The sequence below is a fragment of the Spirosoma litoris genome (genome assembly GCF_054776755.1).
Genome location: NZ_BAAHBI010000010.1, coordinates 235797 through 257474, shown reverse-complemented (window position 1 = coordinate 257474; position 21678 = coordinate 235797). Strand labels below are relative to the sequence as shown.

Sequence of the window (21678 nt, the reverse complement as noted above, 5' to 3'; positions counted from 1 at the left end):
TTATTCGTTCGTACTAGCCAGTCATTTGAATGGAATAAGGCCCAGTAAAGAGCAGTTTACCTTCGAGTCGAATGTTTTTAACCGAGATCGTTTTGTCGACCGTCAGCGTATGACCTGCATTGACTTTCACATACTCATTGGCAAACGGTACTCGCCCCACAGTCCAGACATTCGGGTCTTTCCAGTTTCCGGTTGTTACGGTTTCGACGGTATTGGAAAACAGCGAAACAGTTGGAAACTCATGAAAGAGCAATGTATTCGTTGTGGTATGCTGCGTACCAAACCAATCGTTGAGAATATCGGTGTAAACTCGCCGGAAATCGATTTGCATGTTCACATCCTTGTTACCCACCTCCCCTGCCAGGTTCGCCAGATCGGGATTTTGCCCAATTGTTCGGTGTTTTACGTTACTACCGAAAACAAACATGGGAGCTGCTATTCCGTGATCGGTACCTTTCGAATTATTGGAATTAGCCCGTCGGCCAAACTCTGAAAACGTCATTCCAATTACTTTATCCTCAGTACCCTGCAATTTCAAATCCTGTTGAAAAGTAGCAATCGCGGCAGACAATTTTCCAAGGAGTGCCGCATGACTACCGGCCGTTGTATCACTGGCATCTACCTGACCCGAATGGGTATCGAAGCCCCCTAGGGACACAAAATAAATCTTCGTCTTTAATCCTCCATGAATCAATCGGGCTACAATCTTCAACTGATCAGCCAGGGAATTCAGGCCGTTATCGGGATAGGTCGCAAGGTTTTGTCCAGCATCGGCAGCCGCCTTTATTTCCGAGGCATACCCCACCGACAAGGCCTGTTGTTTACGGATAAAGGCAATCAAATCGCCCGCATCGCAGCAGGGAAGATCGGTTGGTGAGATCGCACTGGCCGAGCCCACTAATTGGTAAAAACTATTCGGATCACTGAGCGCAATACCCATTGACTGCTGACTACCCAACAAAGCCGTTGAGGTCAGGTAACCGATCTGAATAGCTAGTGGATCTTCCATTTGCGTATTCGGATAGCCTACAGGATAACCCGGAAATCGGTTTTCGAGGTAACGTCCGGCCCAACCCGAATTAGAGGTTACAGTTGAGTCAACGGCAGTCATCCAGATATCGGTAGCCCGGTAATGAGATTGATCAGGGTTGGGATATGAAACTGAATGGATAATAGATAGCTTGCCATCGTTATACAAATCCCGCATTCCCGTCATAGCGGGATGAAGCCCCGTTGCCGGATTACCATCTAAACCAAGAACAGCATTCTGTGGAATCGCAATGTTGCTTCGAAGCCCATTGTATAACGAATACTGGTCAAGTGGAATCACGGTATTGAGACCATCATTGCCCCCATTCAGGTAGACAATGACCAACACCCGATCGCTGGTAAGCGCCGTTGTCCCCAGCAGCGATTGAACCAGTGCCGACTGAGGTGACATGGCTTTCAGTCCAAATCCATCAAGCATCACAGGCAAGACACTCGCCGAAGCTGCCGCTAAAAAATCTCTACGTTTCATAAAAGGAGTTCTCAGTCAATAGCTATCAGCAAAGTTGATACTCAGCCATACGAAGCATATATTTCATCAGGTTCTGTAACCGCCATAACACCGCATTCTTTTTGTTTGTATTCGTCGGTGCAGAGCGGTACGCGTTCCATTCGAACGTCCAGGATGAACGGGGAATCCCCTGCATCATGATCGTGTCAATCAGAAAATCGATTTGCGTCTGGAACAAGTCTGTAGCAAACAGATTTTTGGCAAAAGCCGCCTGTATATCTGCGCAAGAAATAGCAGCGGTTCCAGTTACATCGGCAAAATTTGGCTGCAGAGATGTTCCCCAGGCCACCAAATCAATACCCATATTATAACCTGGCTCCACTTCGAGCCAGCGCCAGATATAGGCATCTGTATAACTACTTCGGAGTGCAATCGTAGTAGTGTTCAGCCATATTTTTGAATAGCCAGTCTGATAATAGGGATCGTACCCAAATACAGAAGGCTGATCGACAAGCGCCATTTGCATATCGCGCATTTGCCAGAACATGAAATCGAAGTACTTTTTAAAGGCTGCGTGATCGGTCTTCATATCAGGCACTGGCTGATTAAAAAAACGCATGGTGCCAACCGCCAGATCGGCGGGAGATTTGATCATCGCTCCCCGATTTGCGTTATCAAAAAAAATCTGACTCGTCAACAATTTGACAATCACTGGCTGAATGGCATAGTTGTTACTGGAACTTGACAAAAATTGAGCCAATGGTATAATTACGTTATCTTCAATTGCTTGCGTAACGTTGGGATTAACATACCAGCGATAGAGTTTTCGACAAATAAATCGGGGCGTTTGCGGATGTTTCAGCAACATCGTTACCAAATCATCTAACTCAGCATCACCGGCTGTCACTGTCGCTGATGGGTTAGCAGAGCGTCCTGTGATGACTGTATTGTTGTACTTCGCTGAAAAGGTTTTATTCGTCGAATCGTGTTTGGACAGCGTAAACGTTGTATTAAAACTGGTTGAACCAACCTTCCAGTAGTTAGTGTATTGCCAGCCAGTCAGTACGCGGGCTGCTGCTTTTACATCGTCCTCCGTATAGTTTTTATTCCCCGCAAAATCGACTGCGCCCACGGTAAACAGCTCCTGAAGTTCACGAGCATAGTTTTCATTGGGTTTGCCTACCTCATTTTCATTGCCGTTCAAATACCGCAGCATGGCAGGCTCTTTACTGATTTTGGTAACCAGAGTGCGGAAATTGCCCAGGGCGTTGTTTCGCAGTACCAGCAAATACTGATTCACAAACCGGTAATCATCAACTACTTCGCGAGTAGTAACGAAATGGTTCTGCCAGAAAAGAGTCAGCTTATCGAGCAAACTCGGTGGACTGGTTTGGGAAGTCATAAGCCCCAGCCACCAGTAACGCAGATAGTGCCCAAAATCGAAATTCCGATCGCCATTGAATGGTTTGTCGAGGTAGGTTTGACCGGCTGTAGCTTGCGTACTATCCAAGTCAATCGGTGGCGACGGTGAGTAGTTCGCGTTGCTGATCAGTTGCTGCACTGCCTGCGCAGCCGTTAGGCCTGTGAAGCTGGTAATTTCGGCCTGTGTGGGCCCAAAGGTGGCGCGCCGAAGTAAATGTGCTGCCGTTTTAGCTGTAAGTACTGTTGTGTATTGATCTAAGTAAGGCATTCAAAAGGGACTAACAGTAAGGTTGCACAGACAAACCCTTACCATACATATACCGTTCAATCAACAAAATAGGTTAAAAAACAGTAATATACCTAATCCCTAGACGCAATTATTTAAATATAAGTTTATATATTAATAAAATCATAAATAAAACACAAAGAACAAGTGCGTTGAAAATCATGATTTAAAATCAGTTTAAGTATCTGTCGTTAATCAGTACCTAGTTAACGACCGGGTTGTTTTAGAAAATATGATACTCAGCCATACGAAGCATGTATTTCATTAGGTTTTCCAGCCGGGCACGCACTTCATAACGCGCTCCCCCATCCGTTATATCGGTTCGGTAGGCGTTCCATTGAAAGATCCAGGACATACGGGGTAAGTTCTGCATCATAATGGTATCAATCAGGAAATCCTGTTGAGACGGCTGTAAATCATAGACAAATAAATTGACCGTGAACCCATTGAGTATATCCACACACGTAATGGCAGGCGTTCCAGCAACATCCGAGAAATTGGGTTGAAGAGCTGTTGCCCAGGCAAGCACATCGATTCCCATCAAGTAATCGGGGGTTACCTGAAGGTATCGATAAACGTAGGCATCGGTATAGTCATACCGAAAGCCCATGGTGGTTGTATTGATCCAGATTTTCGAATAGCCGGTTTGATAATAGGCTTCATAACCAAATACCGACGATTGATCTAAAATGGCCAACTGCATGTCTTGCATGCGGTAGAACACAAAATCGAAATAGGTTTTAAAAGCCGCATATTCTGTGGTTATGTCAGGCACACGCTGATTAAAAAATCGCATTGCCCCAATGGCTAGTTCGGCAGGCGATTTAACGATAGCGCCAATGTTCGTTTCATCGAAAAAAATCTGACTCGTTAATAGCTTAACAAGCACTGGCTGAATCGTGTAATTGCTGTCGACCAGCAACTGCGCCAGATGGGCAATTATCTCGTCTTCAATAACTTGCGTAACATTTGGATTCACATACCATCGGTACAGCTTCCGACAAATAAACCGGGGCGTATGTGGATGGTTCAGGAGCATCGACACCAAATCGTTCAACTCAGCATCCCCGGCCGATGTTGTGCCGAGTAGTGAGGTTGCCCGGCCTAGTATAACTGTATTGTTATAATGCGCTGAAAATGTTTTATCTGTACTGTCGTGTTTTTCATCCGTGAAGGTTGTTGTAAAGCTCGTTGAGCCATCTACCTCATGGTTCGTGTATTCCCAGCCCGTCAATACTTTGGCGGCTGTTTTTACATCATCTTCCGTATAATTTTTATTCCCGGCAAAATCGAAAGCACCCACCGTAAACAGCTCCTGAAGCTCACGGGCATAGTTCTCATTCGGCTGACCAACTATATTCTCGTTCCCATTCAGGTACCGAAGCATGGCCGGATCTTTCGAGATTTGCGTAACCAATGTTCGAAAATTACCGAGGGCATTATTCCGCAACAGTAACAGGTATTGGTTTAGAAAACGGTAATCACCAACCATTTCGCGGGTTGTTACGAAATGATTTTGCCAGAATAACGTCAGTTTATCGAGCAAACTGGGCGGAGCAGACTGCGAAGTCATCAATCCCAACCACCAGCAACGTAGGTAATGCCCAAAATCGAAGTTCCGATCGTGATTAAAGGGCTTATCTAAATAGGTTTGTCCGGCAGTGGCTTGATTTATATCCAGATCGACCGGGGGCGGAGGTGAGTAATTGGCATTGGCGATAAGTTGTTGCACGGCCTGAGCGGCTGTCAGTCCCGTGAAGCTGCTAATTTCAGCCTGAGTTGGTCCAAAGGTTGCCCGTCGAAGTAAATGAGCAGCTGTTTTGGCCGTCAGCAACGGCGTGTATTCGTCCAGAGATGCCATTATATCCAGTTCGTTCCAATGAAAAATAAAAGAGAACCACCGTAGCAAACAATTTGACTTATCGAATGCGGAATTACCAATGGAAACCGAGAAATTCGGCATACAAAAAATGAGCCGTTTTTACGGCTCTTCCGCTTATGCATTTCGATACGCTTGCTCTCCGCGCTACACACCAGCCCGATCCAGTTACGGGCGTAGTGGTACCGCCAATTTATTTATCAACAACCTATGCTCGCAATGAAGCGAATGAGTTGCCAGCCAATTACCTCTACACTCGTCCAAACAACCCCAATCGGGAAGCCTTAGAGAAAGCGCTGGCAACCCTCGAAGGAGGAGCCATAGCTATGGCTTTTGGCTCAGGGCAAGCAGCTACGATGACGTTATTTCAGGCTCTCAGCCCCGGCGACCATGTACTGTTGTCAACTGATGCGTACTATGGCACTCCTGCCCTGCTCGAACAGGTTTTTCACCCCTGGGGGCTAACCTATACGCGCGTCGATATGCGCGATCTGAATGCCGTGCGAGCGTCGATTCATGAAAATACCCGTGTCATCTGGTGTGAAACACCCTCAAATCCGATGCTCGATATTACTGATTTGCAAGCAGTCAGTCAGATTGCCCATGAGGCTGGTGCTATTTGTGTATGCGATAACACCTGGGCTACGCCCGTGCTGCAACGCCCGTTCGAGTTCAATTGCGATGTGGTTATGCACTCAACCACCAAATACCTGAGTGGACATAGCGACGTGTTGGGTGGCGCGCTGATTTTTAAAGAAGACAATGAATTTGCCCAACGCGTGAAGCTACTGCAAGGACTTTCTGGCGCTGTACCGTCGCCATTTGATTGCTGGCTGATTAGCCGGGGAATTAAAACGCTGGGCGTCCGGGTACGAGCACAAAGCATTACAGCACAAGCCATTGCTGAGTTTCTGCAAGGACATTCAGCGGTCGAGAAAGTCCATTATCCAGGCTTGGCCAGTCATGCCAGCCATGCGTTGGTTCAACAACAGATGAAAGGCCCTGGAGCCATGTTGTCGGTACAGGTAAAAGGAGGTGCCGAAGAAGCAATCCGGTTTATTGGAAAGTTGGCCTTGTTTACGCGGGCTACAAGCCTGGGCGGAGTGGAAAGTCTAATTGAGCACCGGGCCACTGCCGAAGGGCCAAATTCTATAACTCCAAAAAATTTACTGCGCATCTCGGTCGGCCTGGAATATGCCGACGATCTGATTGCCGATTTAGCGCAGGCGTTAACCTAATTATCAATAGGTTATCCAAATTTACACAGGTTATATCTTATCGGTATGGCCTATGTAAACTTGGATAACCTTACCCTTATTTAAATTTTTTAGGTATTATTTTGGGCAGTGGTTCAAGAAACAACTGGGGTTGTTGTTGGGGATTTGCATGAAGTTGATACGAGCGCATCATCGTATAATTCGTTGACGAATCAGGCACTTTTATGGGCATATTATCCAGGGTAGCCCGTACAACATTTTTAGGATCTGTTGGGGAACGATAAAACGAGTTGTTAGACCCTACGATTGGCATCTGACTCACAGAAAAACCTGATGGCAGTGAATCCCGACGAACGGCGGTTGCGGGCACCTGGGCATAGGCACAGCTTGTAGAGAATAGTAATAAGTAGACGAGTTTCATACGTTTAGGCTTTCTGTTTGAAAGATGCTTAATAGACTCAAATTCCACATAAGGGTTGCATCTGGCTACGAAACTAAAGATTGAAGGTCAGGGTTAGCTAGATAACTTGCATTGAATGACCTAACACAATGAAAATTACGCTAATTTCAACCTCATCGCGCAAAAACAGTAACTCATTACGGTTTGTGAACTACCTCCGGCACTTGTTGGCCGAGGAAGGCCAGCATGAGGTTTCGATAGTATCATTTGAAGAATACGATATACCGTTAGTTGGTCAGGAATCGGTCAAAAAAGACGCCCTAACTCCTTTTCAGCATTCATTGATTAGCAGTTGGGAATCTGCCGATCTAGTGATTTTCGCGATGCCCGAATACAACTGGACAGCCCCCCCACAGGCTACCAACGCTATTCACCAACTAGGTGGCCCTGCCTTCAAGCATCTATTTAACAATAAAGTATTTGCGATGGTGGGTATCTCAAACGGGCGGGGTGGTCGGCAACCAGCGCTGGATATGACTACGGTGGTAAACAAAATTATCAGCTTCACCCATAGTTATTCCATCGTTTCGCCAAAGCTATATGAGTCGCACGAAACGGATAAAAACCTGGACGAAAATGGTCATTTCATCGGCCACGAAGTCTACGAGCGAACAGCGAAGGCTTTTCTGGACTATACCTTGACCGTGGCTCAACGCTGGATTGGAGTACCAGCGCTGGTAGAAAAATAAATGTGTGTCGCCTTTCTGATTTACTCATAAACGCAAAAGCGGAGATTACGGTCTCCGCTTTTTTGCATTTCATCAGCCTGTTGCTGTCTTCTATTTCAAAATCACCTTCACCATTACGGGTTGATGGTCAGATGGGTATCGTTGGTCTTTAGCATCCGTTAAAACGCCGTATTTCAATACGGCGAACTGCTTACTGACAAAAATATAGTCAATTCGATTATCCATTGGCGCATCGAATTTGAAGCTATTGAATGTACCTTCTGGCCCGTAAGGCGGAGTTTTCGTCACGTTATGCGCATCGCCCAGGAGTGTCTGAATCGTTTTAATCTGCTCCGTTTCGGGCGTCGAATTAAAATCACCAACGAGAATAACAGGGACGTTTCCCGCAATTTCCTTAATCTTTTCCACCATCAGTTTTCCCGACTGTCGACGTGCTTCGACACCCTGATGATCAAAGTGAACACTGAAAAAGTAAAAGTCTTTTTTCGTCTTCAGATCATTGAATTTAGCCCACGAGCAAATCCGGTTGCAGCAGGTGGCATCCCAGCCTTTACCGGGCTTATCGGGCGTTTCGCTCAACCAGAAATTACCTGACTGAAGTACTTTGAAACGGTCTTTTTTGTAGAAAATTGCCGAGTGTTCTCCGGCTTCCTTACCATCGTCGCGACCGGCGCCTAAAAAGGCAAACTCGTTCAATTCAGCCACATCATTTAATTGACCACGCAACGCTTCCTGCGTACCGAACAAGTCAAATTCATGAAACTGAATCAGGGCTTTTACATTCTCTTTCCGGTTAGGCCAGGCATTAATACCATCGCCTTTATTATTGTAGCGAAGATTGTAGGTGGCCACCGTAATAGGTGCATCTTTTTGGGCGAATGTAGTATTTGTTGCAAGTAAACTGCCAAGCAAAAGGGGAATTAGTATGCGCATTTAGGTCGAGTTTAAGGTTATCTGGCGTTAATAGTTTTGCTTTACAGCGCCAGCATATACTACCCAAATCAGAAACTTACGGATTTCTACCAGCCAAGATTCTGACCGATTTCAGGGTTTAATAGGCGATCATTCTCCAGAAATTGGTATAGATAGACTTTCTCGTGCCATTTTCTCTGAATATTGGTCAGCCAGGTTAACCAACCAAACGTATCATTTTTTAATCGTTGAGAAGTGCATTAAACCGGCTTTAATGCCGCAAAAATAGGCTTACTTACATTAAGAAACTGTAAACTATACCTCAGTTATATTAAGCTTTTCTTAGCTTAGAAATATAGCTTCCGCTTAGATGTAGCCTATAGGCAAGTAGAAGAAACTGGGTTTCAGAATCTACGCGGTGTTACTATTTTGAGTAGTCGCTCGTTTTGACTTTTAGAATGGGTTAGCCAGAATTAGCGGGGAAATAACTCCTGGATCAGTAAGGGTATGAGGACTGTCAACGAGAGAGCAATTAACAACATGGACCAGGAGATAATCATTAACCACCGATAGGGCATCTTTGGCTCAATTGGGGTGTCATTAAGTGCATGCACGCTCCGCCTGGCAAGCCAATAAAAGGGAGCAAATAGAAAAAGGCCAAGCAAAATTTTCAACAAAGCATTCTGATCAATCAGCCCTCTTAACTGGTGAGCAGATGATCCATATCCCAACCGGTTTACTGTAATTGCAAAGAATGCTAATGTAGGTAAACTCCAAGACATCGTGAGTAGGGTAACGGCCAGTTCGTTCCCTTTCTGAAGGGCCTCTTCGTGATCATGATTAGCCCTTAACCATTGCAAATAGCCATAATCACGAACGATAAGAATCAATTTTTTCATGTGTTGAGTAATCGTAACTGTGTTAAGCACCTGCTCAATTCGCAGCCATTTCAGAATTGCTTCGCAAACCAGCCAAGGGCATCAGCCTCGTGTTGTCGAATCCAAGTTGATTTTTCCTCAGTATAGGCCGATGAATCAAACGGGTGAAGGGCGGCCGCACGCTGCTTTTCGTTTTGATACGCTTCTGCAATAGCCGGGTAAGCTCGTAAGTAATCCCGAAAAGCCAGGTGTCGTGTAACGCTAATAGAGGTAGAGGGGAAGAAATGGACATGAAAGACTCGGTTAGCCTCCGCGTCGATCAGTTTACAATAGCGCCTTTCGGGAATTCCATACTCGCCATACCACAGATAGCCTAGTCCCTCAATAATTGATCGCTGTTCGTCCAGAATCTCTAACGAGTGTACAATCGGCAGTAGGTCAATAATCGGTTTGGCGGCTAAGCCGGGTACAGATGTTGACCCAATATGTTCGATCGTAATCAGATTGGGCTTCAGTGGCCGGGCAAGCCGGTCAATTTCCTGAAGCGCCCAACTAGCCCAATCAGGATTGTAAGGTGCGATAACGACGGAAGGAGTTGGCATGGAGGTGTATTTTTTCGACAGGATTTACAGGATGAACATGATTTTCTTTGCCCTTAAATCCTGCCTTATCCTGTAAATCCTGTCAAAAAAGAAAATATACTTATTTTACTAACTCTTTCTGATAAAGCCCTACGAGCGTATCGACGGCGTAGTCAATCTCATCTGTGGTATTGTATTTCCCGAACGAAAACCGGACATAGCCACGCTCGGAGTCCAATCCCGGAAGAGCCCCCAACACGTGCGACCCAATGCTTGATCCGCTTGAACAGGCCGACCCGCCTGAGGCAGAAATTCGCGCAATGTCTAAGCTAAACAAGAGCATATCGCTTATCTCCGACGCAGGTAAGCTTACGTTTAACACCGTATACAAGCTATTGTCAACATCAGCCGAATTACCATTGAAACGCACATCTGGCATTTTTTCCCGAAGTTGCTCAATCATCCGGCGTTTCAGGGATGTAATGTGTTGCTGATGCGTATCCATATCACGGTAAGCAATTTCCAGCGCTTTGGCCAGCCCAACGATACCATATACGTTTTCGGTACCACCGCGCATGTTACGCTCCTGCGCACCTCCATACACAAATGGGTGAATTTTCACCCGATCCGCATTAACGTATAAAAATCCGACCCCTTTGGGACCATGAAATTTGTGCCCTGCCCCAACAATGAAATCAACGGGTAGTTTTTGCAGATCGTGCCGGAAATGACCCATTGTTTGCACGGTATCAGAATGAAAAATAGCCTCGTAAGTCCGACACAGCTCCCCTACCCGATTCAAATTCAACAGGTTAGCAATTTCATTATTGCCATGCATCAGCGACACCAGCGAGCGGGGCTGTGTGCGGAGCAATTCTTCCAGATGTGCCAGATCGATATTACCTTTTTCGTCGATGTTGACGATGCTCAATTGAATCGTACCCTGTTCAGCCAGGTGCTGTAGCGTGTGCAAAACAGCGTGGTGTTCCAGCGGTGAGGTAATGGCATGCGTTAATCCGTAGGTTTCAATGCTACTTCGAATAGCGGTGTTATCTGCTTCAGTACCACCTGAGGTAAAGAAAATCTCGGCAGGCGATGTGTTCAGTAACGACGCGACTGTTTTCCGTGCTTTTTCGATAGCAGTACGCACCGCTCGACCGTGGCTATGAATAGACGATGGATTGCCAAAATGCTCCGTCATAAGCGGTAGCATAGCCTCTAGCACTTCAGGATCAAGTCGGGTTGTAGCAGCGTTATCCAGGTAAATGGCAGCGGTGGGTGTCATTGTCGATGAGGTTTGTATACCTTGCAAAGGTACGGCGATTGGTTTATAGATGAAACACATTCCAAATCGGCGTCGTTCTATTGGGATCACTAGTCGTTTTTAGAGAATGAATTTTACGCAGGCCGCCGGGCTTATTTACTCCGAACTATCTACCTGGATTCGTACCGCCATCCGGTATACGCCCAAGCTAGCCGTAGCTTTATTACTCCTTGTATTCTTTACGTTTTTATCGCGCTGGATGAGCCGCTGGGTTATTCGGGGATTGGATCGGGTTAGCACAAACATTTCCCTGATTAATCTGACAGGGGCCGTCATGCGGGTGGTTGTTCTGTCTGTTGGGTTATTTGTGGCGTTGGGCGTACTAGGATTAGATAAAACCGTAACCTCATTACTGGCGGGAGCAGGCGTCATTGCGCTAGCTGTAGGTTTCGCGTTTCAGGATTTAACGACCAATTTTATTTCAGGAGCTATGATCGCGCTGGCCCGACCCATTCAGGTTGGCGATACAGTTGAAACGAATGGCTATACCGGTAAAGTGCTGGATATCAAGCTCCGCTCTATCGTGATCGATAATGGCAAGGGGCAAACCGTTGAGATACCGAGTAAGGATGTTTTTCAGAAACCGATCACGAATTTCTCCCGCATCGGTCAGCGACGCATTGAGGTTTCTGCTGGTATTTCCTATTTAGATGATATGGCAATGGCCCAACGTCTGGCCAAAGGAGCCGTTGCGGCTTTACCTTTCGTTTTACCTGACCAACCTGTTGAACTACATTATCGGAACTTTGCCGATGCCAATGTTCAGTTTGTCCTCTGGTTCTGGATTAAACCAACTGCTACAAATCCCCAAATGGCGCTAAGTGAAGCGATGATTGCCGTGAAAAAAGTGTTCGATGAAAATCAGATCCTAATTGTCTTCGCTGGACAAACGTTTGACCTGAAACAAAAGCTGGCCACAAAGAGCATCGATTCTGATAAGAAATAACAAAAATGAAACGGAGCCACAGAGAACATAGAGTTAAAGCAATTCCTTACATTAACTCTGTGTTCTCTGTGGCTCCGTGTTCGTACCTTTTAAAAAACCTCTCCCAGATTCAGGAATATTCCCTGCGAACCGCCAATACCAAAACCATAGTCGACGGCCAGATTCAGGTTTGAATGTTTGTTGATTTTAATACGTAACCCTACGCCACCACCGGGCAGAAGCTTCCCGAATTGATTGGTATTGGGGTAACCGCTGAAGGTCTGCATATTCGCAAACACAACACCCCCCAACAAGCCGTTATTAAGCAATACAGTCCGGTATTCGGTTTCCATATAGATCATATTTCGCCCCCTGAATCGACCCTGTGTGTAGCCCCGGCCCAAGTTTGAATGGGTATCCCAGCCCGTACTGGGCAAGTCTAGATAAGGGGCCTGGCCACCAAAACTAAGCCAGTTAACATTCCAGAATGTCAGAATATGTCGCCCATCGTTCGACAAGGGTACATACTTTCGAAAATCAGCCAGCACCGATTGCCAATTCTGGTCGCTACCTAACCAACGCATATTGGGTCGGAAGATGATGTTTCCGAAAAATCCATTTTGAGGGTTGTTGGGATTTCGCCGATTCGTGTATTGCAAACTAAACGTTGGCCCCGATGAAACGGACTTTTCACCTGACCCATATTGCTGAAAATCATTGTTCAGCAAAGGCGTTTTATTATCCTCCTGAATTTTCCAGTGGTAATCAAGAGCGTATCCGATACCAATAGAAAAATTAGTGGCAACCTGCCGAAAAACAGACTGATAGAGACGAAGATAGGAATAGGTCAACTGGTCGTCGACATCGGATCGTGAGTTGTCGCCCAAGCCAAAATTATCAGCTGAATAATCATAATAACGATAATCAGTGACAATATTATAGCGATTATCCTTCGTCCAGAGATTTACTTCAACAGGCACAATAACCTGCTGATATTGCGTATACTGCGGAGTAAAATAAATAACTGAAACGTTCTGTTTGGGGTCGGCGCTGGTGAACGACAGGTTCGCGTTTATACCGACGGCAAAGCCAGTTTGCAGGGCGTAGGCAAGTTCTGGAAATACCGACGGATGGAAACCCGGCTTTTGGCCCTCTGTTGGGCGGTGCCCCTTCCGATTAATGAATCGGTAATACACATCCCAGACATCAGCCGACGTATCGGTTTTGGCTATCGGCAGTTGGCTAGTTGTAATCAACCGGCTAGAATCGCTTTGCGCACTGATTTTCAGAGGCAAAGCCAACGTTAACAATAGACTACCCAGCAACAAACGGCTACTGATGCCCCAATTTAATAGGCCGTTAGTCGGCTTATTCATGTCAAACCAGAAAGGGTCAATACTAAATTACTCTGTTGCCTAACCCATTCACATAACATTCCGTTCATTTAAGCCCTATTCGCACCTTACTGCATCACCGTTGCCAGTACTTGTTTCAATTTATCAACACTACCGCCCCCTTGCAGGTTGGCAACTATTTTCCCGGTTTTATCGATTACAATAACTGTCGGAATTGTGGTGATATGGTACTTATTATGAAACCCATACGCATTAAATATGGGCACAAACGGAAGTTTTTTTAGTTCCAGATCACCTATTTCCTGAGGCTGTTCACTATTTAAAACGCCGAGAACAACGGGTGCAGTTTCTGATTTATAGGGACGTAGTACATTTGCTAAATCGGTAGCCTGTTTGTCATCCCATAGCGATTTATCTAAACTGACCCAAAAGCCTAGAATAACCACTTTGCCTAGTAAATCAGCCGATCGATACGATTTCCCGTCTACTCCAGTCATTGCAAAAGGAGTAATCAGTTGTCCGGCTTTGGGTTGTTTAGCTGGATCACGATCGCGGAATCGGTGGGTTTCATGCTCTTCGGGGGTAGCCGGTCGCATTGTATAGGCACTCGGCACACCATATTCATTGTAATCGGGGACTAAATGATAAGCAAAGGGATCAGATTTGGTTAATAGGCTATACTCCTCCAGCGTAATCCGCTGACCAGTAGCCTGATTGGTAATAGGCACGCCGGTATCTGCTTGTCGATTGGCTCGAGCAACAATCGTTTTTTGAACACTCGGTTGTCGTTGAATACTTACCTGGGCCTGGCTTATTGTGCCAGTTGTGGCAATACAGAGAGTTAATAGTAATTGCTTGGAAGGTGTCATGGGGCTCGATTTGGCGATGCTTTTGCAAGGCTCGAAGTGCCATAACCGTGCCATTTTTTCCGTCAACCAACTAATTGAAAATACAGTTAAATTAACAGCATTACATATTAACAAAACAATACATGCCGTTTTAAGAAAAATGCCACAAACCAGCACTCCTATGAAAACTTTACTCACTGGCATACTGCTGATTGTATCAACCTATGCCACCTTTGGTCAGGCAGGACGTACTACGCCCATGTATCGCAGTTATCCTGTCATCATTCCTTCCCGGCCAACTCCATATGTACCGCCCGTTATTTATCAGTTACACGACGGAATTGCCAGACTAACTGACGGTTCTCAGCTACAGGGTCGGTTTTTGTACAATAAGAACAGCTCGTTTACCTTCTATCAGGACGGGCACTCTCCAGGCAAAAATATTCCCGCTTATAAGTTCGAATACCTGAAACTAGTTGGGGCAGATACGGCCGCCACTCCCCGAAATGACTCAACAGTTTTCCTTCGGGTTCGAAACCAATTATGTCGGCGATTAACCGTTGGTAAAGTTGGACTTTACGATAAGACTTATTCTATCAATGAAGATAAGGGAAAGATTGGGGATGTTCTGTTTACCTGGGATAACGATGGCAAGATTAAGCGATTGCAAAATCTCGAGCAGGCGAATCAGTGGTTCTATCAAATTTGCCAGGAGAATAACTGGCCAAATTCCGACGTTTTTTTGAGCAAAACAGAAATTATCAAGCGCCTGGCTCAGCTTGACCCAATTCCATAACAGAACCAGTTATAAACCAAAAAGCCGCTCCCTGACAACAGGAAGCGGCTTTTGCTGTATTTATAGTTACTACTTATCTTTTTTGTACTGCTGAATGATCTTGTAAAGCGCTTTCTGTTTTTCTAGTTCAGGAAAGAACTCGAATAACTGAACGTGCGCATCATAATCAAGCGAAAGAGCGGCTTCCAGTTGAATAAGAGCTTCCCGGTAATGCCCTGCATGAATCAAATACACCGCCGACCGATAATACAAATCGGCATCGGCTGGCATATCGTTGATCCCTGACTGAATAATATCATTGGCTCGCAGAAAATCGCCCTGGTCAAACGGTACTAGTGACCAGGTCAGGTACACATCAGGATTTTCGGCGTCTACCTCCGCTGCTTTCTCGAACGCTTCCACACTCGACAAAACGTTACCAATTTTATATTCCGTTTCGGCAATGGCAATGTAATACTCACCGTTCTGATCATTCAATTTAACGGCTTTCTGCAGAAATGGCAGCGCTTCGTACCACTTGCCGGATTCGCTCAGGCAAACCCCAATACCATACCAGGCCTCATCCCACATGGCATCTAACTTGATTGCTTCGCGGTATTCTTTGATGGCATCGGGCAGGCGATCCTGTTTTTCCAGACTAGCGCCAAGATGGCAATACGTATCAGCAGTAGCCTCTTCGTATTTCAGCGTTTCCCGATAACAATGCTCCGCCTTTTCGAACAAACCCAGATTCATATAGGTATTCCCTAAGTTGAAATGGGCTGATGCAAAGTCTTCTTTAATAATAATTGCATAATCGTAGGCTTCAGCCGCTTCGGCATACCGGGCCAACTTACTGTAGGCAATACCCATGTTATACCAGGCATTGTACGAGTAAGGGTCTGTATCAATCAGTTGCTGATAATACGATAGGCTATTCTCTAATTCACCCGTTACGTCTAAACAAAACGCCAGCTCATACAGCGCGTTTTCATTGTTAATATTCAGCGCGATCGATTTTTTGTACTGGGTGATGGCTTCATCATATTTACCCCAGTTCTGGTAACTCTGACCGAGCTGAAACAGGATATCATCCTTATCTTCTGCTCGGTCCAGCAATTCTTCCAAAATCTGAATCGATTCCTCGTAGCGTCCGGCCATGTTCAGCACAGAGCCTTGCATAAACGGCACATCGAGATCACCGGGGTTAAACAACGAAGCCCGTTCCAGTAACTCCAGCGATTCATCGAACCGTTGAAAATTAGCCAGAATCTGGGCTTTATCAAGCATTAATTCCAGCGCATAGGGAAAATTTTCCAGACCTGATTCGGCGGCTTTCAACGCCTTGTCTAAATCACCCTGGTTGAGATAATGTTCAACCATTTGTTCATAGACATCCAGGTCGAAAAACTGGCTTTGTTGCTGGTCCAGCATCTGCTCAAAACGCCGGATTGATTCTTTAATATCGCCTTCTCGTTCTTCGAACTCTTGCTCCATGTATAAAAAATTTAGAACCGTTGCGCCGTGTTCCGGCATTCCGGCGGCCGGCGCTCCGGTGCGGGTTCGATTTACAGGTTGCGATTTATAGCCACGATATAATCGTACTTCGTAAATCACGGATAGGGGACGCATTAATAATGCGATTTATCCTTTGGTATTGAAATATATAGCCAAAAAAACAAAACTGCAACCCTCGGCCCGAAAATTTACTAACCTATTAAGGTGGGCTAAACGCGGTGGTTATTCGCCGTAACGTTTCGCTTAATGGTCGGTATTGAAAATCAAGTATCTGCTTAATTTTTTGCCCATTGTACTCGTAAAGTGAACTCGCCGATCGGGCCGTTTCACGCGTGATAAGCGGTGCTTTACCGGTCATCCATGCCCGAACGGCCTCAAGTGGCCAGAGCAACCGCGTCAGACCGGGCGCTACCCGCATAGTGGGTGGTCGCTTGTTCAGGGCGGCTGCTATCTGTTCTAACAACGAACGATAGGGAATGGTGCCCCCATTCAAAACGAACCGTTTTGCCGTTGTTGTTGACTGCATTAACTGTACCAAAACGTCCGACACATCGAGCACATCGACATAATTGACCAGGCCAGCTGGGTAAAAGGGCTTTTCGTCGTGCACATATTTAATCAGTTGCAGACTACTCCGATTCCAATCGCCCACACCGAGCACGACAGACGGATTGACCATTACTGCGTTTAGTCCTTCGGCAACGCCCCGCCAAACTTCTAGTTCGGCTCGGTACTTAGTTTTGGCATAAATCGAGTTATTGGGCGAATCCACCCATTTCTGCTCCTCATCAATCACAATAGGCTCATTAGGCTTCCCTCCTTTCGCCACGGGGCGACCTAAAGCCGCTACTGAACTAACGTAGCCTAGTTTTCGTACGCCAGCATTCAGACAAACGTTTACCACATTGGCTGTCCCTTCCACATTGATCTGCTCCATACGGTCGCGCTCTTTTGGGACGAAGGAGACAATGGCTGCGGCATGAATGACGTCCATCCCTGGTAAGATAGCCGCTTCGAGCGACGGGATATCCAGTATATCACCCTCATGCCAGGTGATTTGGTCGGCTACATCGGCCAGCATTCCATGACCACTCTGAGGTCGATACAAAACCGTAACGGTATATCCGTCAGCCAGATACCGTCGGGCAATATGGGAACCAATGAAACCGGTTCCGCCAGTAATAAAAACGGAATTAGGTAGTGATGAGGTCATTCAGGATGCGTTCAAGAGTAAGAAAGCCGGGAGCCTGGCGGGTGTGGAGATCGGTAAGGAGTTGGAGGTAGTTGGGGTCCGTTTCGATAGCTAGACTCTTTAGCTTGCCACCCAACACTCGAACATCTGTACTAAGCCCATAATCGACTACATTTATATTGACTTGCGAGGCATTCCACAGCAAAAACGTTTCGATGGCCTTGTCAATAATAATCAGATATTGATTTGACGCAGGCTTGTGTTTAAAACAAACCTTATTCGACTCTTCAATAGTTTCAAACTCTCGGAGATACCTTGGCTTGTGTTTATCATTGTCAACAATCCCTAACAATATTGTAGCATCCGATCTGACGGTTTGTAAAGATTTAGAGACTTCATTTATCCCAGCGGAATGCTCTATTATTCGATTATCAGAAACAAAATAAGTAATGAGTGCCGTATCAGCGTGGCATTCAGGATATAGACGAATAGGATCAGGCATTAGGCTCGAACTTTCGAAGATTGAAAAATACGTTCGTGCTAAAGTCCAGAATATCAGTCAACTCCTCTTCAGTCAAGGCTCTTACATGAGTTTGGTAATCTTTGTAGTAGGTTATAAATACATTCAGATCGTTAAAGTCCATTTTCTCTATAAAAGGTTGGAGCATGTACGGACTATGCGTCGAGATAAAATATTGATTATCTTCATCATATATCATCCGATACGCCATCTCCTGCGTGTAAGGTGGGAATGAGTGTACTTCGGGCTCTTCAAAAACGATAACTGAGTTTTTATTGGATTCAATAGCTGTTATATAGAACATGAACCGCCGAAAGGTATCAGCGATGGAGAAGAATTCATTCTGAAATACTCGTGGCCCCTTCTTACGTTGAATAAGAAATGTTTGGCCATTTTCATCAAATATAAAATCCAGTTTCTGCTCTCTGAATAACTCTACAAAATCAGAGGCCAAATCATCACTGCGTTTTACAATTTCGTAGAGATTTGAACCATTCGGAGGTAATAAAAAGTCTTGAAAGAGGTTTGCAAAATCCGTTAGATTCGCAAAATCATATTTCTTTACAGTACTTATGTTGGCACGCCGATCTACCGCTCCTGAATAGTCGTGCCCGTATTCACCGTTTTTATCAATTACATATTTTTTCTTTGCAGACCATTGTTCTAACAATTCTATATCCCCTCGTTCTGCGTGTTTCTTTATATCGTCCTGATCTGCTAAAAAATAACTAAAATCTATTTCATGAGTCGTTCCAAGACCTTGTGCATACAGTCCTGCAATTTGATGGTCAGATTGTGCAGATACTGAATTAGTTAAATCACTATCATAAAAAAGATTTTTTATTTCCTTGTATCGCACTAATCCCCCCATAAATTTCCCTATTCCATATTCTGCCCCCAGCAACCCCAGCCCCTCCAAAATATTCGACTTCCCTACGTTTGGCTTGCCAATAAATACATTCACTCGCTTGCAATCTAATCGCAGGTCTTTGATCGACTTGAAGTTTTTGATTTCAACCCAGTTAAGGAAATTATTCGTATTCGGTGCTGTGTTCTCCATAGTAGCCCGGCTCGTTGTTGCGTCGGTGAGTTTGTGTAAACATAACAACGTTCGGGCCTGAATTGCTAATTTTGCTAAAAATTGGGTTTGAAGTCCATAGTTCGATGTTCGAAGTTCACTCTTTCGCGTCAGCTAACGTCGAACCTCAAACCACCAACGTCAAACTAATGCTCGACAATCCCCAACGCTATACCGTTACGGCGGCTCTGATCTACGCCAACGGCCCGATTCACATCGGCCACATTGCCGGATGCTACCTGCCCGCCGATATTTATGTGCGCTACCTTCGCTCAACAGGCAAAGATGTTGCTTTTATTAGTGGCACTGATGAACATGGTGTACCCATAACCATTAAAGCCAAGAAAGAAGGCATTACCCCTCAGGAGGTCGTCGATAAATATTACGTCCAGATCAAACAGGCGTTCAGCGACTTCGGTATCTCGTTCGACATTTACTCACGAACCTCCAACCAGATTCACCACGAAACTTCGCAGGAGTTCTTCACGAAACTTTACGAAAACGGTGATTTCGATGAAGAAGTTACGGAACAGTATTACGACGAAGTAGCCGGGCAGTTTCTGGCCGACCGCTACATTGTAGGTACCTGCCCGGTTTGTGGCAATCCGAATGCCTATGGCGACCAGTGCGAACGCTGCGGTACAGCACTCAGTCCGACCGAATTGATCGAACCCCACTCCATGCTGTCGGGTTCGAAACCCGTGCTGCGCTCAACCAAAAACTGGTTCCTGCCACTGGACCGGATGCAGCCTAAAATTGAAGAGTACGTCAACAGCCATACCGAATGGAAAACGAATGTATTCGGGCAGTGTCAGTCGTGGTTGAAAGAAGGTCTTCGTCCCCGCGCCATGACCCGCGATCTCGATTGGGGCATTAAAGTGCCTTTGCCTGATGCGGATGGGAAAGTCCTGTATGTTTGGTTCGATGCGCCAATCGGCTACATCTCGATGACCAAAGAATGGGCCGCTGAGCAAGGCCGTGACTGGGAATTGTACTGGCGCGATGAGCAAACGAAACTCGTTCATTTCATCGGTAAAGACAATATCGTTTTCCACTGCATTATCTTCCCAGCCATGCTGATGGCCGAAGGCAGCTTTATTCTGGCCGACAACGTACCCGCCAATGAGTTCATGAACCTCGAAGGTGACAAAATCAGTACGTCACGCAACTGGGCGGTCTGGCTGCATGAGTACCTGGAAGAACTACCCGGAAAGCAGGACGTATTGCGGTATGTACTGGCGGCCAATGCCCCCGAGACTAAAGACAGTGAGTTCACCTGGAAAGATTTCCAGACCCGCAACAACGCTGAACTGGTAGGCATTTTCGGCAACTTCGTAAATCGGGCGGTGGTACTAACGCAGAAATTCTGTGAAGGCAAAGTCCCCTCTATTGGTGAGTTGACTGATTATGACAAGCAGGTTATCGATGAGCTAGCGCAGTTTCCTGATCGAATCGGGCAATCCATCGGGCAATATAAATTCCGGGAAGCCTTAGGCTTACTGATGGATTTAGCACGGCTAGGCAACAAATACCTGGCCGAAACCGAGCCCTGGAAAGTAGTCAAAACCGATCCATTACGTGCGAACACGATCCTGAATATTGCCCTTCAAATCTCAACTAACCTGAGTATTGTTTGTGAGCCATTCCTACCGTTCACATCTGAGAAATTGCGCAGTCAATTGGGTATCACGGAGCTATTTAACTGGACAAACGCAGGTCGCGCCGATCTCCTGATCGAAGGCACGGTACTCGGCAAAGGCGAATTACTTTTCGCTAAGATTGAAGACGACGAAATTAATGTACAGATTCAGAAATTACTGAATGCCAAACGAATGAATGAATTAGAAACAAAGACAGTACCTGAACTTCGCTCAGAAATCACTTACGACGATTTTGCCAAAATGGACATTCGCATCGGCACTATTACCGAAGCCGAGCGCGTACCCAAAAGTGATAAACTTCTCAAACTAAAAGTAGACGATGGTTTGGGCGGAAGGCAGATTCTGAGTGGCATTGCCAAACATTTCACTCCCGAAGAAATTATCGGTAAGCAGGTAACTTTCCTTGCCAATTTAGCTTCTCGCAAGATGATGGGCTTCGAATCGCAGGGAATGATTCTGATGGCCGAAGATCGGGATGGCAAGTTAGCGCTTATCGCCCCTGGCAATGCCGTCTGGAATGGCGGAACGGTGAGTTAATTTACTCAGACACAGAAAGCTGTAAGGTCGGGAGCGAAAGCTCCTGACCTTTTTTATTGAACTGCACTAGCTATTTCATTTGTTGACAGTAAACAGGTACTTTTGGAAAATCATCCTCGTAGC

At 45.8% G+C, this 21678-nt stretch carries 19 protein-coding genes; 5 read left to right on the top strand and 14 right to left on the bottom strand.

Going from position 1 to position 21678, the window contains the following annotated elements:
- Positions 1 to 13: 13 nt before the first annotated feature.
- From ACYVGR_RS07500 to ACYVGR_RS07490, 3 genes are all read right to left on the bottom strand, one after another.
- Positions 14 to 1519, bottom strand: coding sequence for a DUF1501 domain-containing protein (locus ACYVGR_RS07500; RefSeq protein WP_460955124.1), 1506 nt, complete (start codon positions 1517 to 1519; stop codon positions 14 to 16).
- 25 nt (positions 1520 to 1544) lie between these two features.
- Complete coding sequence (locus tag ACYVGR_RS07495; RefSeq protein WP_460955122.1) at positions 1545 to 3188, bottom strand: DUF1800 domain-containing protein; 1644 nt, start codon at positions 3186 to 3188, stop codon at positions 1545 to 1547.
- 241 nt (positions 3189 to 3429) lie between these two features.
- Positions 3430 to 5067 (bottom strand): DUF1800 domain-containing protein, encoded by a 1638-nt coding sequence (locus ACYVGR_RS07490; RefSeq protein WP_460955120.1) that lies wholly within the window; start codon positions 5065 to 5067, stop codon positions 3430 to 3432.
- Positions 5068 to 5204: 137 nt separating this feature from the next.
- Here ACYVGR_RS07490 and ACYVGR_RS07485 point away from each other — a divergent pair, with 137 nt between their 5' ends.
- On the top strand, positions 5205 to 6323 hold the full coding sequence (locus ACYVGR_RS07485; RefSeq protein ID WP_460955118.1) for a trans-sulfuration enzyme family protein: 1119 nt from the start codon (positions 5205 to 5207) through the stop codon (positions 6321 to 6323).
- Positions 6324 to 6399: 76 nt separating this feature from the next.
- On the opposite strand, the gene ACYVGR_RS07480 is transcribed toward ACYVGR_RS07485, so the two are convergent.
- The gene (locus ACYVGR_RS07480) at positions 6400 to 6723 is read right to left on the bottom strand and encodes a hypothetical protein (RefSeq protein ID WP_460955116.1); all 324 of its coding nucleotides are present in this window, start codon (positions 6721 to 6723) and stop codon (positions 6400 to 6402) included.
- Positions 6724 to 6851: 128 nt separating this feature from the next.
- Between ACYVGR_RS07480 and ACYVGR_RS07475 the strand changes: the two genes are divergently transcribed.
- Positions 6852 to 7451: an NAD(P)H-dependent oxidoreductase gene (locus tag ACYVGR_RS07475; protein ID WP_460955114.1), complete on the top strand. Its 600-nt coding sequence runs from the start codon at positions 6852 to 6854 to the stop codon at positions 7449 to 7451.
- Between the two features lie 90 nt (positions 7452 to 7541).
- On the opposite strand, the gene ACYVGR_RS07470 is transcribed toward ACYVGR_RS07475, so the two are convergent.
- The 4 genes from ACYVGR_RS07470 to ACYVGR_RS07455 form a co-directional block, all read right to left on the bottom strand.
- Positions 7542 to 8384, bottom strand: a complete 843-nt coding sequence (locus tag ACYVGR_RS07470; RefSeq protein WP_460955112.1) for an endonuclease/exonuclease/phosphatase family protein — start codon at positions 8382 to 8384, stop codon at positions 7542 to 7544.
- Between the two features lie 452 nt (positions 8385 to 8836).
- A complete protein-coding gene (locus ACYVGR_RS07465) occupies positions 8837 to 9262 on the bottom strand; it encodes a hypothetical protein (protein ID WP_460955110.1) in 426 nt (141 codons plus the stop codon).
- Between the two features lie 50 nt (positions 9263 to 9312).
- Positions 9313 to 9843: a GrpB family protein gene (locus ACYVGR_RS07460; RefSeq protein WP_460955108.1), complete on the bottom strand. Its 531-nt coding sequence runs from the start codon at positions 9841 to 9843 to the stop codon at positions 9313 to 9315.
- 100 nt (positions 9844 to 9943) lie between these two features.
- Positions 9944 to 11107, bottom strand: coding sequence for a cysteine desulfurase family protein (locus ACYVGR_RS07455; protein ID WP_460955106.1), 1164 nt, complete (start codon positions 11105 to 11107; stop codon positions 9944 to 9946).
- Positions 11108 to 11213: 106 nt separating this feature from the next.
- On the opposite strand from ACYVGR_RS07455, the gene ACYVGR_RS07450 reads away from it, so the two are divergent.
- Positions 11214 to 12092: a mechanosensitive ion channel family protein gene (locus tag ACYVGR_RS07450; protein WP_460955104.1), complete on the top strand. Its 879-nt coding sequence runs from the start codon at positions 11214 to 11216 to the stop codon at positions 12090 to 12092.
- Positions 12093 to 12181: 89 nt separating this feature from the next.
- Here ACYVGR_RS07450 and ACYVGR_RS07445 read toward each other — a convergent pair whose 3' ends face one another.
- Complete coding sequence (locus tag ACYVGR_RS07445) at positions 12182 to 13447, bottom strand: BamA/TamA family outer membrane protein (protein ID WP_460955102.1); 1266 nt, start codon at positions 13445 to 13447, stop codon at positions 12182 to 12184.
- 86 nt (positions 13448 to 13533) lie between these two features.
- Positions 13534 to 14295, bottom strand: a complete 762-nt coding sequence (locus ACYVGR_RS07440; protein ID WP_460955101.1) for a TlpA family protein disulfide reductase — start codon at positions 14293 to 14295, stop codon at positions 13534 to 13536.
- Between the two features lie 160 nt (positions 14296 to 14455).
- Here ACYVGR_RS07440 and ACYVGR_RS07435 point away from each other — a divergent pair, with 160 nt between their 5' ends.
- Positions 14456 to 15070 carry a hypothetical protein gene (locus ACYVGR_RS07435; protein ID WP_460955099.1) on the top strand — a complete coding sequence of 205 codons (615 nt, stop codon included), beginning with the start codon at positions 14456 to 14458 and terminating at the stop codon, positions 15068 to 15070.
- A 69-nt stretch (positions 15071 to 15139) separates the two neighbouring features.
- Here ACYVGR_RS07435 and ACYVGR_RS07430 read toward each other — a convergent pair whose 3' ends face one another.
- From ACYVGR_RS07430 to ACYVGR_RS07415, 4 genes are all read right to left on the bottom strand, one after another.
- The gene (locus tag ACYVGR_RS07430) at positions 15140 to 16546 is read right to left on the bottom strand and encodes a tetratricopeptide repeat protein (protein WP_182463466.1); all 1407 of its coding nucleotides are present in this window, start codon (positions 16544 to 16546) and stop codon (positions 15140 to 15142) included.
- A gap of 220 nt (positions 16547 to 16766) precedes the next feature.
- Positions 16767 to 17780: an NAD-dependent epimerase/dehydratase family protein gene (locus tag ACYVGR_RS07425; protein ID WP_460955097.1), complete on the bottom strand. Its 1014-nt coding sequence runs from the start codon at positions 17778 to 17780 to the stop codon at positions 16767 to 16769.
- Positions 17761 to 18261, bottom strand: coding sequence for a hypothetical protein (locus ACYVGR_RS07420; RefSeq protein WP_460955095.1), 501 nt, complete (start codon positions 18259 to 18261; stop codon positions 17761 to 17763). The genes ACYVGR_RS07425 and ACYVGR_RS07420 overlap by 20 nt, the downstream gene beginning before the upstream one ends.
- Positions 18254 to 19339, bottom strand: a complete 1086-nt coding sequence (locus ACYVGR_RS07415; RefSeq protein ID WP_460955093.1) for an AAA family ATPase — start codon at positions 19337 to 19339, stop codon at positions 18254 to 18256. Before ACYVGR_RS07415 ends, ACYVGR_RS07420 begins: the two co-directional genes overlap by 8 nt.
- A gap of 167 nt (positions 19340 to 19506) precedes the next feature.
- Here ACYVGR_RS07415 and metG point away from each other — a divergent pair, with 167 nt between their 5' ends.
- Entirely contained in the window at positions 19507 to 21555 is a 2049-nt protein-coding gene (metG, locus tag ACYVGR_RS07410) for a methionine--tRNA ligase (protein ID WP_460955091.1), read from the top strand.
- Positions 21556 to 21678 lie beyond the last annotated feature (123 nt).